This window comes from Intrasporangium sp. (assembly GCF_051961875.1).
In the GTDB taxonomy this organism is placed as follows: domain Bacteria; phylum Actinomycetota; class Actinomycetes; order Actinomycetales; family Dermatophilaceae; genus Intrasporangium_A.
In genome coordinates this window covers 1-13,648 of sequence record NZ_JBQCCV010000042.1, presented here as the reverse complement: position 1 = coordinate 13,648, position 13,648 = coordinate 1, and the positions used below count along the sequence as shown (strand labels likewise).

Annotated in this window: 11 protein-coding genes and 1 pseudogene; 6 read left to right on the top strand and 6 right to left on the bottom strand. The window is 70.6% G+C overall.

What is annotated here, in order from left to right; genetic code table 11:
- Positions 1-371, top strand: a pseudogene (locus ACTHJJ_RS02515) (hypothetical protein); the annotation flags it as partial.
- 4 nt (positions 372-375) lie between these two features.
- Here the strand turns inward: ACTHJJ_RS02515 and ACTHJJ_RS02510 are convergent.
- Both ACTHJJ_RS02510 and ACTHJJ_RS02505 read right to left on the bottom strand, forming a co-directional pair.
- Positions 376-1,773: a glucose-6-phosphate dehydrogenase gene (locus tag ACTHJJ_RS02510; RefSeq protein ID WP_440301359.1), complete on the bottom strand. Its 1,398-nt coding sequence runs from the start codon at positions 1,771-1,773 to the stop codon at positions 376-378.
- Positions 1,773-3,623: a glycoside hydrolase family 15 protein gene (locus ACTHJJ_RS02505; protein WP_440301358.1), complete on the bottom strand. Its 1,851-nt coding sequence runs from the start codon at positions 3,621-3,623 to the stop codon at positions 1,773-1,775. Before ACTHJJ_RS02505 ends, ACTHJJ_RS02510 begins: the two co-directional genes overlap by 1 nt.
- 174 nt (positions 3,624-3,797) lie before the next feature.
- Here ACTHJJ_RS02505 and ilvD point away from each other — a divergent pair, with 174 nt between their 5' ends.
- The 3 genes from ilvD to dapB all read left to right on the top strand — a co-directional run bounded on the left by ilvD (position 3,798) and on the right by dapB (position 7,524).
- Entirely contained in the window at positions 3,798-5,603 is a 1,806-nt protein-coding gene (ilvD, locus tag ACTHJJ_RS02500) for a dihydroxy-acid dehydratase (RefSeq protein ID WP_440301357.1), read from the top strand.
- Positions 5,604-5,619: 16 nt separating this feature from the next.
- The gene (locus tag ACTHJJ_RS02495) at positions 5,620-6,639 is read left to right on the top strand and encodes a C-terminal binding protein (RefSeq protein ID WP_440301356.1); all 1,020 of its coding nucleotides are present in this window, start codon (positions 5,620-5,622) and stop codon (positions 6,637-6,639) included.
- Between the two features lie 84 nt (positions 6,640-6,723).
- Positions 6,724-7,524, top strand: a complete 801-nt coding sequence (gene dapB, locus ACTHJJ_RS02490) for a 4-hydroxy-tetrahydrodipicolinate reductase (RefSeq protein ID WP_440301355.1) — start codon at positions 6,724-6,726, stop codon at positions 7,522-7,524.
- A gap of 11 nt (positions 7,525-7,535) precedes the next feature.
- Here the strand turns inward: dapB and ftsW are convergent, their stop codons facing one another.
- The 3 genes from ftsW to ACTHJJ_RS02475 all read right to left on the bottom strand — a co-directional run bounded on the left by ftsW (position 7,536) and on the right by ACTHJJ_RS02475 (position 10,780).
- A complete protein-coding gene (gene ftsW / locus ACTHJJ_RS02485; protein WP_440301354.1) occupies positions 7,536-8,726 on the bottom strand; it encodes a putative lipid II flippase FtsW in 1,191 nt (396 codons plus the stop codon).
- A 216-nt stretch (positions 8,727-8,942) separates the two neighbouring features.
- Positions 8,943-9,620 (bottom strand): response regulator, encoded by a 678-nt coding sequence (locus ACTHJJ_RS02480; RefSeq protein ID WP_440301353.1) that lies wholly within the window; start codon positions 9,618-9,620, stop codon positions 8,943-8,945.
- Positions 9,617-10,780, bottom strand: coding sequence for a sensor histidine kinase (locus ACTHJJ_RS02475; RefSeq protein ID WP_440301352.1), 1,164 nt, complete (start codon positions 10,778-10,780; stop codon positions 9,617-9,619). Before ACTHJJ_RS02475 ends, ACTHJJ_RS02480 begins: the two co-directional genes overlap by 4 nt.
- A 176-nt stretch (positions 10,781-10,956) precedes the next feature.
- On the opposite strand from ACTHJJ_RS02475, the gene ACTHJJ_RS02470 reads away from it, so the two are divergent.
- Positions 10,957-11,586 (top strand): hypothetical protein, encoded by a 630-nt coding sequence (locus tag ACTHJJ_RS02470; RefSeq protein ID WP_440301351.1) that lies wholly within the window; start codon positions 10,957-10,959, stop codon positions 11,584-11,586.
- 126 nt (positions 11,587-11,712) lie between these two features.
- Here ACTHJJ_RS02470 and ACTHJJ_RS02465 read toward each other — a convergent pair whose 3' ends face one another.
- A complete protein-coding gene (locus ACTHJJ_RS02465; protein ID WP_440301350.1) occupies positions 11,713-12,351 on the bottom strand; it encodes an ankyrin repeat domain-containing protein in 639 nt (212 codons plus the stop codon).
- A gap of 156 nt (positions 12,352-12,507) precedes the next feature.
- Between ACTHJJ_RS02465 and ACTHJJ_RS02460 the strand changes: the two genes are divergently transcribed.
- On the top strand, positions 12,508-13,644 hold the full coding sequence (locus tag ACTHJJ_RS02460) for an NAD(P)/FAD-dependent oxidoreductase (protein ID WP_440301349.1): 1,137 nt from the start codon (positions 12,508-12,510) through the stop codon (positions 13,642-13,644).
- Positions 13,645-13,648: the final 4 nt, after the last annotated feature.

Here is a 13,648-nt window from a genome sequence, read left to right as displayed (position 1 = left end):
GCCAGGTCAGCCTGCCCCACGCGCTCGGCAGCATCACCCGATCCGGCGGCAGGCAAGTCACCTACGACGGTCACCCTTTGTACCTGTTCCAAGGGGACACCGCACCCGGCCAGACCAAGGGCGAGGGTGTCAAGCAGCTGTGGTTCGTCGCCACGCCCGGCGGCAACATGGCGGTGGTTGCACCGCAACCAAGCCCGAGCAGGTCATCCGCCCCTCGAGTCGAGGCCACCGCACCTCGGGCCGCTCGTCCGGTCCCGGCGCCCCTGCCGCCGAGGATGACCGCTGCCCCCAACCCCGTCCCGCAGTCGGGTGGCGGCGACCATGACTCGGACAATGTCGGCGGCCCCAACGACGGTGACGGCAACGTCTGATGCGCTAGCCCGCGGCGCCCTCCGGTGCAGACCGGGCCGAGGTGCCGGGGCGAGGGCCGTCCGAGCCGGCCGCGTACTCCTCGAGCGGGACGAGTCCACTCGACCACGCCGAGAGCACCGGCGCGACCACGCGCCAAGCCTCTTCGGCCTCGTCGCCGCGGATCGACAAGGCGGCGTTGCCGTTCAGCACGTCCAGGAGGAGCCGGCCGTAGGCCGGTAGCTCCGGCGGGTCGAGGCGTGCGGTCAGCTCCAGCGGGGAGAGGGTGTGGACTCGAGCCCCTATGCCCGTCAGCTCGACGCTGAGGGTTTCCGGCTCGAGCCCGAACCGGAGCACGTTCGGCCCGGCCTCCCCGTCGTGGCCGAACGGCAGGTGCGGGACCGGTCGGAAGTGCACGGCGACCTCCTTGCGGTCCCGACCGAGCCCCTTGCCGGTGCGCAGCCGGAATGTCGTTCCGGGCCAACGCCAGTTGTCCAGCTCGAGCTCCATCTCGGCGAAGGTCTCCGTGCCGTGGCGGGGGTCGACTCCGTCCTCGTCCACGTAAGCCGGAATCTCGCGGTCACCGATCCGTCCCGCCAGGTAGCGGCCACGGCGGGTGTGACGCGCCGCATCGGAGTCGGTGAGGGGCCGCACGGATCGCAGGACGTCGAGCTTCCGGTCGCGAAGGTCGCGCTCCCCGAGGCTGATCGGCGGTTCCATGGCGACCAGGCAGAGCAGCTGCAGCAGGTGGTTCTGCAGCATGTCCTTGAGCGCGCCGACCCCGTCGTAGTAGCCAGCCCGGCCCTCCAGGGCGAGGGACTCGTCCCAGACGATGTCCACCCGGTCGATGTGTGTGCTGTTCCAGATGGGTTCGAGCATCCGGTTGGCGAGCCGAGTGCCGAGGACGTTCTGCACCGTCGTCATGGCCAGGAAGTGGTCCACCCGGAACACCGCCGGTTCGGGCAGCAAGTCGGCGAGCAGGCGGTTCAGCTCGGCGGCGCTGTCCAGGTCCACACCGAAGGGCTTCTCCAGGACGATCCTGCTGCCTGGCGGCAGGCCCGCCTCGTGCAGGGTGGTGACCGCGAGGGGAAAGACGGCCGGCGGGAGCGCGAGGTAGGCCGCGACGGGCGCGTCGCCTGCGATGACCTCCGCGACGCTGGGGACGTCGCCGACGTCGGCGCGGTAGTACGTCGCCGCCGACACGACGGCCTGTCGCGCGGCGGCCGGGTAGCCCGCTCCGTGACGGTCGAGCTGGGCGGACGCCCATTGCCGGAATCCCTCTGTGTCCCAGTCCTCCCGGCCGGCGGCGGCCAGACTGAATCGATCATCGAGCTGGTCGGTGGTCCGCAACGCGGCCAGCCCGGGCAGCAGGTAGCGGGCGGTCAGGTCGCCTGTCGCCCCGAAGATGGCGAGCCGCTCGATCATCACCGCTCCCCGGCGGCGGTATGGCGACTGCCGTCGGCGCGGGCCCGTGCGAGAGTCACACCGCTGGCGATGACGCCGATGTGACTGAACGCCTGCGGGAAGTTGCCGATCAGATCGCCCGTCGTCGGGTCGATCTGCTCCGACAGCAGCCCGAGCGGACTCGCCCTGGCGCAGAGCGAGTCGTACAGCTTCTCGGCCTCGTCCAGCCGGCCCTGCATGGCCAGGTTGTCGACCAGCCAGAAGCTGCACAGCAGGAAGGCGCCCTCGTCGCCGGGGATGCCGTCGGGCGAGTCGTGGTGCAGGTAGCGGTACAGCAGCCCGTCTCCGGCCGAGAGGCGCTCGGCGACAGCGGCGGTGGTGGCCACCATGCGCGGGTGGTCGGCCGGGACGACGCGGCGGAGCGGAAGGGCCAGGAGGCTCGCGTCGAGGCTGCCTCCGCCGCCGAGGTGCTCGCTCAGCGTCTGGGCGTCCTCGTCCCAGGCCTGGTCAAGGATCGTGTGCCGCAGCTTGTCGGCCGCGGCTCGCCAGGCCGAAACCGGCCCGGGCAGGTCGAGCCGCTCACCGATGGCCGCGGCCCGGTCCAGCGCCACCTGGCACATCGCCGCCGAGTACGTGAAGACCCGGCCCTCGCTGCGGACCTCCCAGATGCCCTGGTCGGGCTGCCGCCAGGCCTCCCCGGCCAACTCGGTCAGCTGGGCCAGCGCCGACCACAGCGATGGCTCGAGCTGGCCGCCGCTGCGGACCCATTGGTCGGCGCAGTCGAGGATTTCGCCGTAGACGTCGTGCTGCCGCTGGTCGGCCGCGCCGTTCCCCCAGCGCACCGGGGCTGAGCGCCGGTAGCCCTCGAGCTCGGGATCCTCGCGCTCGTCGGGGACCGGGCTGCCGTCGAGGTCATACATGATCCGGGCCTGGCGGCTCTGCTCGAAGGCGTCCAGGACCCAGCCGAGGAAGGCGTCGGCCTCGTTGCCGAACCCGATGCGGCGCAGGGCGAAGACGGTGAACGCCGCGTCGCGGACCCAGGTGTAGCGGTAGTCCCAGTTGCGCACCCCGCCGACCGGCGCGGGGAGCGAGGACGTCGCGGCGGCGACCAGCGAGCCGTTGACCCAGTGGTCGCACAGCTTCAGGGTGATTGCCGCCCTCCGGACGAGCGGTTCCTGCAGCCCTTCGTAGCTGAAGGCCGTCATCCACCGGCGCCACGCCGCGGCGGTGCTCTCCAGCATGGCTCCCGCGTCAAAGCGGTGATGCCGATGGGAGCGTCCCCAGGACAGCACCAGGTCCAGGGAGTCACCCTGCCTCAGGTCAAACGTGTCCTGCAGGCCGCCGAGGGGCCGACTGGACCTCAGATGGAGCCGGAGGTCAGGCCGTCGGGAGGGGTTGAGCCGCAGGCCGCTGGCCGCCAACCAGGTCTGGGCGCCGCCACGCGGTTCCAGCTCGACCCGAAGCGTGACGTCCCCCTGCAGCACCACCGCCGACCGCACCAGCTCGCCCCGCCCCCCGGGAACGTCGTCGGTCAGGTCGGCCCCGGAGCGCAGCGCGAGTGCGTCGGTGACTCGGACGAGGCCGGTACGGCTCCGCAGCTCGGTCACCAGGACGCCGGTGTCGGGCTGGTAGTACTGCCGGGCCTCCACCACCTCGTCCGGGGCGATCGTGAAGTGGCCGCCGCGCTCGTGGTCCAGCAGGGCAGCGAAGACCGGCTCGGAGTCGAAGCGGGGCAGGCACAGCCAGTGGATGGCCCCGTCCAGGCCGACCAGTGCCACGGTCTCCCCGTCCCCGATCAGCCCGAGGTCCTCGAGCGGAGGGTAGCCCCCACGGAGCCGGACGGACCGGAAAGAAGGATCGTGTTCGAGCATGAGGTGTGCTCCTTCACCCGCGACGCTCGGCGGCATCATCAGCGTACTCCCGGCCGGAACGGGGCACCGGTGTCGAGTGACCCGGGGGCGCGCCCGAGAGTAGGCTTTCCGAGTCGAGACAGGCGAGACAGGCGTTCGATCAGCGGGGGGACCCGAGCAGGTCGGAGGTTTCGAATGGTCGAAGAACGCGCCAGCAACCCTGCCGGGCCGGACAGGCTCCGCAGCCAGCGCCTGCGCGAGGTGAACTTCCAGGGCGACGCGCTCCGGCTGGGCATGAACTGGACGGAGGAAGACCTGCGCAAGCCGCAGGTTCTCGTGGAGAGCGCGTACGGGATGGGTCACCCTGGCACCTTCCACTTCCGTGGCCTGATCGAGGAGGTCTCCAACGGGGTGTATGAAGCCGGCGGCAAGCCCGCCGACTTCGTCGTCTCCGACATCTGCGACGGCGTCGTCCAGGCGACCGAAGGGATGAGCTACTCGCTGGTCTCGCGGGACGTCATGGCCGCGATGATCGAGATCCACGCGCTCGGCCACCCCCACGACGCCATGGTGCTGATCTCCGGCAACGACAAGTCGGTCCCGGCCCACCTCCTCGCGATGGCTCGCTGCGACCTGCCCGCCATCCACGTGCCCGGCGGGGTCCAGGTGAACGCCGCGAACTACATCACCTCCAACGAGATCTGGGCGATGGGGGCCGCCCTCAGGCGCGGCGAGCTGCCCGCGGACGAGCTCGAGCTGGCGCAGCGGGGGGCCTGCCCCACCTGCGGCGCGTGCCAGTTCATGGGCAGCGCCGCCACCGGCCAGGCACTGTCCGAGGCGCTCGGCCTGGCCCTTCCCGGATCGGCACTGGTGCCAGAGCCGCTCACCAAGCTCCTGCGCTACGCCCGTGCGGCCGGCAAGCAGGTGCTGCGGCTTCTCGCCGACGAGATCACGCCGCGGCGGATCCTGACGCGCGAGGCCTTCGAGAACGCCATCGTCATCCACGCCGCCATCGGTGGCTCGACGAACGCACTGCTGCACCTGCCCCTGATCGCGCAGGAGGCCGGCGTCGAGATCACGATCGACGACTTCGATCGCATCCATCGCGAGGTGCCTGTCCTCGCCAACGTGAAGACGACGGGCCGCTACCCGGTGGACTACTTCTGGTATGCCGGTGGCGTCCCGGCGCTGATGTTCGAGCTGCGCGACCTGCTGCACCTCGACTGCCTCACCGTCACCGGCAAGACCCTGGGGGAGAATCTCGAGGAGATCGAGCACAGCCCGTTCTTCATGCGTGAACGGCTCGGCCACCTCACCAACTTCAAGGTCCGCAAGGACGAGATCATCCGGCCGCGCAGCGATCCGTTCGGTCCCGACGGCGGCGTGGCGGTCCTGCGGGGCAACCTCGCCCCGGACGGCGCGATGGTGAAGAGCTTCTCCGTCCCGAAGGAGATGCACGTCCACACGGGTCCGGCGCGGGTCTTCGAGGACGAGCCCGACGCCATCGACGCACTCGTCGAGCGCAAGATCAGGCCGGGTGACGTGATGGTCATCCGCTACGAGGGTCCCCGCGCCAACGGCATGCCCGAGATGTACTTCGCCGCCGCCATCCTGGCCGCCGACCCGGACCTGAACCACACGACCGCCATCGTCACGGATGGCCGCTACTCGGGGGCCATGAAGGGTCCGTGCGTCGGACATGTCGCTCCGGAGGCGCTGGACGGGGGGCCGATCGCTTTGGTCGAGGAGAACGACCTGATCGAGCTCAGCGTGCCCGAACGGCGTCTGGCGATCGTCGGTGTCGACGGCCGGCCGCGCCCGCCCGAGGAGGTGAGCGACATACTGGACCAGCGGCGCGCCGCGTGGTCACCACGGTCCGCTCGGCACACCCGCGGCATCCTGTCGCTCTACTCGCGAGTGGCGACGAGCGCGTCGGACGGGGGCGCACTCGTTCCTCCAGGTGCCCGCGCCGCGACCCAGTCGCCAGCACGGCACGGATAAGCGAGACGGGGGTGCCGTGGCCAGCCGACCCGAGACGGTGGTGATCGCCGACTACGACTACGGCGACGTCGACATCGAGCGGGCGATCATCGAGCAGGCGGGCTTCGAGCTGGTCGCCGCCCAGTGCAAGACCGAGGACGAGGTCATCGAGGTCGCCCACGAGGCGGTGGCGGTCGTGGCCCAGTACGCGACGATCAGCGCTCGCGTCATCGGCGAGCTGCCGCATTGCCGGGTGATCGCGCGCTACGGCACGGGTGTCGACATCGTCGATGTCGAGGCGGCCACCCAGCACGGCATCCTGGTGACCAACGTTCCCAACGACTGGTGCGAGGACGAGGTCGCCGACCACGCGATGGCGCTGCTCCTCACTGTGGCTCGCAGCATCAACGTCTACGACCGTGCGACGCGGAGCGGTACTTGGCAGTGGCAGTCGGGAGCGCCGATACACCGCATGCGCGGCAACGTCCTCGGGCTGCTGTCGTTCGGTGCCATCGCCAGGGCGATCGCCGCCCGGGCCACCGGGTTCGGCATGCACATCGTCGCCCACGATCCGTTCGTGCCGGCCGACGAGATCGCCTCGGCCGGCGCGCGTCCCGTATCGTTCGACGAACTGGTCACCGGGTCGGACTACCTGGTGATCCAGGCGCCGCTCACCCCACAGACACATCACCTGTTCAACGAGGCCCAGCTGCGGCGGATGAAGCCGACCGCCATCCTGGTCAACACCGCCCGTGGGCCGATCGTCGACGATCGCGCTCTGCACCGGGCCCTGACGGAGGGCTGGATCGCCGGCGCGGGACTCGACGACATCGAGGAGGAACCGGCGAAGGTCAGCGACTGGCGTCCGGACAACCCGCTGTTGGGCCTGGACAACGTGGTCATCACGCCGCACGCCGCGTACTACTCGGAGGAGTCGATCGGCACGGTGCGGCGGTTCGCCGCCGAGGAGGTCGTCCGGGTCCTGACCGGGCAGGCGCCGCTGTCGCCGGTCAACGCCGACGAGCTTGCGCGGGCGCGTCAATCACGTTCGTCGTAGCGTCCTCGAGGGGCCACCCACTCTGGGTCCGACTCTGCAGCGGTCTTCGCTCGTGGCTCGAGCGGGACGGGTTAGCGTCGAATCATGACGATCAGCGTGTGCGTGGCAGGCGCCACGGGGTGGGCCGGACGGCCGATTGCCGAGGCGGTCCTGGCCTCCGACGACCTCGTGCTGTGCAGTGCCGTGAGTCGGTCATCGGCGGGACAGGACCTTGGTACGGCCTGGGGTGGTGACCCACTCGACGTGCCGGTGCACGGCTCTGTGGAGGAGGCGCTCGATGGTGTCGACGTCCTCGTCGACTACACCTCGGACGAGGTGGTTCGGGCGAGCGCGCTCGCCGCTGTCGGCCGGGGGGTGTCGGTCGTGATAGGGACGTCGGGCCTCGGTGGCGACGACTTCGCCGACATCGACCGGGCGGCAACCGAGGCGGGGGTCGGCGTCATCGCGGCGGGCAACTTCTCCCTGACCGCAGCCATGGCGCAGGCGGCCGCGCTGCTCGTCGCGCGCTACCTGCCCCATCGCGAGATCATCGACTACGCCTCGGCGGGCAAGCCGGACGCTCCCAGCGGGACCGCCCGCGAACTTGCAGAACATCTGGCGAGCGTGCGGGCCAATTCGGTCGACGTGCCGCCGCAGGAGACCCGCGGCGCGGTCGAGGCGCGCGGGACCACCGTGGCTGGCACCCAGGTGCATTCAATTCGGTTGCCCAGCTTCGTCGTGTCGACCGAGGTGCTCTTCGGGCTGCCGGACGAGAGGCTGTCCATACGTCATGACGCGGGCGGCACGCCGACCCCGTATGTCGGCGGCACGTTGCTAGCGGTCCGTGCTGTCTCGGGTCGGACCGGCCTCACCCGCGGCCTGGACACCCTTCTTCTCGCCAACTGAGCTCGAGCGGCTCAGGCGCGTCCCGGCAGCACCGCAAGTGACCGCTGGAGCAGGCCTGGGCGGGCAGCCAGCAGCGCGCGGCAGTCCGGCTCGTTGCGCGCGAAGCACAGCAGGATGCCGAGCGCGAGCATCGTCGTGATGAGGGAGGAGCCGCCGGCGCTGACGAGCGGCAGGGGGATGCCGGTGATCGGCAGCAGCCCGATGACGGCGCCGATGTTGATGATCGCCTGGCTGAGCAGCCACGCCATGATGCCGGCTGTCGCGATCCGCACGAACCGGTCGCGGGTGCGGACCATGAGCCGGTAGCACGCCCACGCGATGACACCGAAAAGGAAGAGGATGACACAGGTTCCGGGCAGGCCGAGCTCCTCGCCGATGATCGCGAAGATGAAGTCGTTGTGCGCCTCGGAGAGCCAGTCCCACTTCTCCTTGGAAGCGCCGAGGCCGACGCCCCACCAGCCGCCGTCGGCGAGGGCGTACATGCCGTGGACCGACTGGCCGCACCACCCGTCGGGATCCGACTGGCACGCGGGGGAGAGGAACTTGGTGAGCCGGGCCATCCGGTTGCCGCTCGAGTGCAGGAGATAGGCAACGGAGATGGCCGCGCCGGTACCGGCCAGCAGGAAGAACCGACCGGGAACCCCAGCGATGATCAAGACACCGCCGATGATGGCGAGCATCACGAGCACGGTGCCGAGGTCGTTGCTGGCGAGCGCGAGGATGATCACCGAGACCGGGATGAGGTAGGGCAGGATCGCGTGGCGCATGAGGCCCACGAGCCGCCCCTTGTTCGCGAACACCATAGCGCCGACGAGGACGAGCGCGAGCTTGCCGAACTCCGAGGGCTGGGTCTGGACCGGGCCGAGCCGGAGCCAGCGGCGGCCGCCGTTGACCTCGACGCCGAGGCCGGGCACGAGGACGAGGCAGAGCAGCACCACGGCCCCGAAGAGGACGGGAAGCGGCAGCCGTTTCCACCAGCTGAGCGGCATACGACTCGCAGCGGCCGCGAAGGCCGCACCGATGCAGGCATAGAGCATCTGCTTCGCGAAGACGGAGTAGGACGCCTGGCCGCCGAGCAGCGAGCTGACGCTCGAGGCCGAGAAGACCATGATCAGGCCGAAGAGGACGAGGGCCGTCGTCGTCCCGAGGACGAGGTAGTACGTCGTCAGCGGCGACTCGAGCCTGCCGATGAATGGCCGCATGGCGGAGCGAGAGATCGGACCGTCCTCGACGGATCCGTCGTCAAAAGCCGTCGTGGACCTGGCCCGAGTGCGGGGCATCGACGTCACCAGCCCTCCGCCGAGGCATCCGCGGGGAGGTGGTCTCCAGGGGTGAGGTTGGCATGGCCCTCGCATCATGCCAACGCTCATTTAGTTGCGCAACTGGTTGAGTGTTTGTCGGGGTAGTCCCGGGACCTTTCAGTCCGGCGAGGGGGCAGCGGCTCCCGGGTGGACCAGTCCCGCCTGGTACGCGAGGACGACGGCATGGACGCGGTCTCGTGCGCCGAGCTTGGCGAAGATGCGCGTGACATGGGTCTTGACGGTGGGTTCGGACAGGTAGAGCTCCGTGGCGATCTCGCCGTTGGAGCGGCCGTGGGCGATCAGGACGAGCACCTCGGTCTCCCGCGGTGTCAGCGTCTCGAAGGCTCGTGACTGGGCTGCCGTCTGCCGGGGGCGGTTCACGTAGTCCTGGATGAGGCGCCGGGTGATGTCCGGGGCCAGGAGGGCGTCGCCCGCTGCGACGGTGCGGATCGCGCCGGCGAGCTCGCGCGGGGGCGCGCTCTTGAGAAGGAAGCCGGATGCGCCGGCGCTCAGCGCGTCATACACGTACTCGTCGTGGTCGAACGTGGTCAGCACGAGCACCCGTACCGTCGCGCTCTCCCCGCTGAGCAGCTCCCGGGTGGCCGCGATGCCGTCCATCCGAGGCATCCGGACGTCCATGAGGACCACATCCGGGGCGTGCTTGCGGGTGAGCTCGACGGCCTCCACGCCGTCCTCGGCTTCGCCGACGACCTCGATGTCAGCCTGCCCCTCCAGGATCGAGCGGAACCCGCCCCGCACGAGCGCCTGGTCGTCGACGATGAGGACGCGGATCATGGCGGGTCCAGTGGCAGCGCGAGGTGGACTCGGAAGCCGCCCTCGGGCCGTGCGCACGCTTCGATGGTTCCGCCGCAGATCGAGGCGCGCTCGGTCATGCCGATCAAGCCATGGCCGCTGCCGGCCGTCGATGCCGTCCGGCCGTCGTCGGTGACCTGCACGTCCAGCGTCCGCGGCAGGTACCGCACCTCGACGCGCGCCGTCACTCCCGGGCCGCCGTGCTTGAGCGTGTTCGTGAGCGCCTCCTGCACCACTCGGTATGCCGTGAGCTCGACGCCGGGCGGGAGCGGCCGCGGGTCTCCGGACACTGTCAGCCCCACGGGCAGGCCGAGCCCGGACATCCGGTCGGCGAGCTCGGGCAGCTGCTCCGTGCCGGGTTGCGGCGCGAGGTCGGGCCGGGCCGGGCCGCCATCTCGCAGCAGCCCGAGCATCCGGCCCAGTTCCGCCACCGCCAGCCGGCCGGTCTCCTGCACCGCGCGCAACGGGGCACGGGCCCGTTCCGGGTCACGGTCGAGCAGGTCCTCCGACGCCCCGGCCTGCACCACCATGACGCTCACGCAGTGCGCCACGATGTCGTGCAGCTCGCGCGCGATGCGGGCCCGTTCGTCGGCCACCGCGGACGCGATCTGCGCGGCCCGGTCGGCCTCGAGCTGCGAGGCGCGGGCCGCGAGCTCGCGGTGTCCGGCGTGGCGCTGCCGCAGGACGCGACCGGCGACGAAGGCCGCGGTGACGGGGACGAGCGTGAACGGGATGTTCGAGGCCGTGCCCACCGACGGGACGCGCAACATGAGGACCACGATGGCCGCGACGGCGAGCCCGATCCCCACTGCGGTCCAGCGGCGGCTCGCACACCAGCGCGCCAGCCCGTAGACGGCGATCAGCAGGGGGACGAAGTGTCCCCACAGGGTGACCGTGAGCCGGGTGAACAGCTCCGGGATCGCGGTGGCGGCGACCACCACGCACAGCGTCGCCAGCGGCCGGCGCCGCCACCACGCGAGGGCCAGGGTTGCGATCGCGACCACGGCGGCTGCCGCGAAGGGCGACCCGTAGGGCGTGGAGTTGTCGAGGTTGAAGCGCAGGTTGAGCTGGGCGAAGACTGCCAGTCCGATCGCGAGCGCGGCATCCGTGAGACGAGGCGTCTCGTCCACGGCGTCCGTCATGAGCCGACGGTAGCGCCTGCGCGGCCGCCGAGGATCGTCGTGCGGTATGACCCGCCACTACAACCGTGGTCGTAGCAAGTCGATCCGGCAGGACGACGACACCGAAGGCCGCCGGCCGCCACGCTGACCGGGCCGTCGCAGTGACGGCGCACACCGCAGTGGAGGGAAACACACCAATGCAACGCACACCCGCCCGGCTCGCCGCATGGGCCCTGCTCGTCGGTTCCGTCGTCGCGACCGCCGGTTACCTGTCCGCCTTCCTCGCCAACGGCAACGGCGACGAGCGCTTCGCCGGCTCCTCATGGATCGGCCTCTACACGATCGCGCTGCTCGGCGACGTCCTCGTCATCATGGGCCTGCCCGCGCTCTTGCACGTGCACGGTGAGCGGTCGCGCCGGCTTACGCTGATCGGCTATGTCGGCGTCCTCGTGCCGCTCGTCATTCTCAACGTCGGCGAGGGAACCGTCGAGGGGTACGTGAAGCCCTACTTCGCCACGCACGGCGGGCTGCTGGCCGACGACGTGCCCGGCCTCATGGCCTTCGAGGCGCCGGCGCTGGTCATCCTGCTCGCCGGCATGATCTGCCTCGGTGTCGCGGTCTTCCGGGCGCGTGTCCTGCCGCGCTGGGTCGGCGTGGCGTTCCTCCTCACACCGTTCCTCGGCGTGGCCGGCCTGCCCGGTGGCCTGGCGCTGATCCCCGACTACCTGCTGTTCGTCGCGCTCTTCGCCGTCGGGCTGCACACCCTGCGGGCCACAGCGCGCGACGAGACCGCCATAGCGGCAGCCGCGCACGCCGCAACCGTGTGATCCGGACCCTCATGACGGGGTGACGTGACGCCCTCGGCGTGGTGCCGAACCGCGAGCCACCCGCGGTACGCGACCACGCCGTCGGCCAGCACGGGTGCTGCACCCTCAGCAGTGGGCACGACAGTGTCAGTTCGGGCGGGCCTCGGCTGGGTTCGCCTGCGTCAGGATGGAGGACATCTCGGCGTAGCCCTTGGCGCGGGCATGATCCAGCGCGGTGACGCCGTCCTTGTCGCCGATGGCCGGATCGGCTCCGGCTTCGAGGAGGATCCGGACGATCTCCTGGTGGCGTGGACCGCCGTCGCCCAGGATGACCGCCTCGAGCAGGGCGGTCCAGCCGAGGTCGTTGACATGGTTCACGTCGATCCCCGTCTGCACGACGCGTCGGACGTAGTCGACGTGCCCGCGTTCGCTCGCCGGGATCACGGACACGCCGCCGTAGCGGTTGCGGATCGTGAGGTCGGGCTTGGCGGGAAGGAGCGCCTCGAGCATCGCCACGCTTCCTGTGACGCCCGTGACGAGCCACGGGGTGTCCTGGCGGTCGTCGACCGCGTCTGCCGACGCACCCTTCTCGACGAGCAGCCGCGCGACTGCGACCCGGTCGTGGGTGGCCGCGAGCAGCAGCGCGGTCCGACGATTGGCGTCCCGAGCCTCGATGTCCGCCCCCGAGCGCAGGGCGGCCGCCACGCCGTCGGCGTCGCCTGCCTCGGCCGCCCGAAGCAGCTCGTCGTCCGGGACAGGCAGTGCGCCGGCACTCGTCGTGGTCATCAGTGTCTTCTCCCATCGGTCGTGTTCGGGCAGGTTGCCAACGTATGCCGCACAGGCTCGCTCCGGCCATCACCCTGATGGTGCGACCAGGATGCGTTTGGGGGGCCGGGCGGTAGGGAACTGATCCTCGCGACGGCCCGGGCCGAAGGAGGCGCCATGGGGGCACGCGAATGCGATGTGGCGATCGTGGGCGCTGGGCCGGCCGGCTGCGCCGCTGCGCTGGCGCTCCTGGACGGCGCCCCGGGAGCGGAGGTCGTGCTTCTGGACGCGGCTGCTTTCCCCCGGGACAAGACGTGCGGTGACGGGATTGGCGCAGACGTCGTCGATCGTCTGGTGTCCCTCGGCGTTCGAGGAGTGACGGACGGGTGGACGCCGCTGGAGCGGTTTGACGTCCGATTTGGCGCCTTCGGGGTCCGACGTTCGCTGTCGAGGCCCATGTGGGTGATCCCCAGGAGGGTGTTCGACGCGCGGCTGGTTGCCGCGGCCACCGATCGCGGCGCGACCTTGGTGAGACACCGGGTCAGGGGGCTGCGGCTCGGCGCGCTGGGTGTCGAGGTCGACGACTGCCTGCGGGCGCGGATCGTGATCGGTGCCGACGGTGCGCACTCGGTTGTCCGGTCTGCCATGGGCCAACCGGGTCCGTCTCATCGGGCCCTTGCCATCCGGGGGTATGCCGACGTGCCTCCCGAGCGGGCAGGTGTCCAGCAGATCGTCTTCAGCGGCCGTCGCCACCCCTCCTACGCCTGGTCCTTCGACCGAGGCGACGGCCTGGCAAACGTGGGGTACGGCGAACTGCTCGACCCGGCCGTCGCGACGCCAACGCGGACGTCGCTGTTGGAGTCGCTGGAGGAGCTCCTGCCCGGCGCGACCACCAGGGGACAGGAGTGGCGGGCGCACCACCTGCCACTGTCGTCATGGCGATGGTCGCACCCTCGCGGGCCAGTGCTCGTGGCCGGTGACGCCGCGAGCCTGGTGAACCCGCTCACCGGCGAAGGGATCTACTACGCCGTAACCACGGGTGCGCTCGCGGGCGCCGCCGCGAGCGCCGCCCTGGTCGCGGGCAACGCCGTCGGTGCGGGATCCCGGTACCGACGCGCCGTGGCCTCAACTTTGGCGAGTCATTTCAGGCATTTGGCTGTCGCGAGAAGGATGTTCAGGGAACCTCGCCTCATTGCGGCAGGGGTCCGCGCCGCGGCCCTGGACCAGCGGGTCTTCGACCAGCTCATGGACATGGGCATGGCTCAGGGCAAGCTGACCGCCGCGGTTATCCAGGGCCTCCTGCGAGCGTGGTAGCCGC

Coding starts and splice junctions, on each gene's coding strand:
- ACTHJJ_RS02510 (WP_440301359.1), bottom strand. CDS start 1,773: ATGATCGAGCGGCTCGCCATCTTCGGGGCGACAGGCGACCTGACCGCC.
- ACTHJJ_RS02505 (WP_440301358.1), bottom strand. CDS start 3,623: ATGCTCGAACACGATCCTTCTTTCCGGTCCGTCCGGCTCCGTGGGGGC.
- ilvD (WP_440301357.1), top strand. CDS start 3,798: ATGGTCGAAGAACGCGCCAGCAACCCTGCCGGGCCGGACAGGCTCCGC.
- dapB (WP_440301355.1), top strand. CDS start 6,724: ATGACGATCAGCGTGTGCGTGGCAGGCGCCACGGGGTGGGCCGGACGG.
- ftsW (WP_440301354.1), bottom strand. CDS start 8,726: ATGCGGCCATTCATCGGCAGGCTCGAGTCGCCGCTGACGACGTACTAC.
- ACTHJJ_RS02480 (WP_440301353.1), bottom strand. CDS start 9,620: ATGATCCGCGTCCTCATCGTCGACGACCAGGCGCTCGTGCGGGGCGGG.
- ACTHJJ_RS02475 (WP_440301352.1), bottom strand. CDS start 10,780: ATGACGGACGCCGTGGACGAGACGCCTCGTCTCACGGATGCCGCGCTC.
- ACTHJJ_RS02470 (WP_440301351.1), top strand. CDS start 10,957: ATGCAACGCACACCCGCCCGGCTCGCCGCATGGGCCCTGCTCGTCGGT.
- ACTHJJ_RS02465 (WP_440301350.1), bottom strand. CDS start 12,351: ATGACCACGACGAGTGCCGGCGCACTGCCTGTCCCGGACGACGAGCTG.
- ACTHJJ_RS02460 (WP_440301349.1), top strand. CDS start 12,508: ATGGGGGCACGCGAATGCGATGTGGCGATCGTGGGCGCTGGGCCGGCC.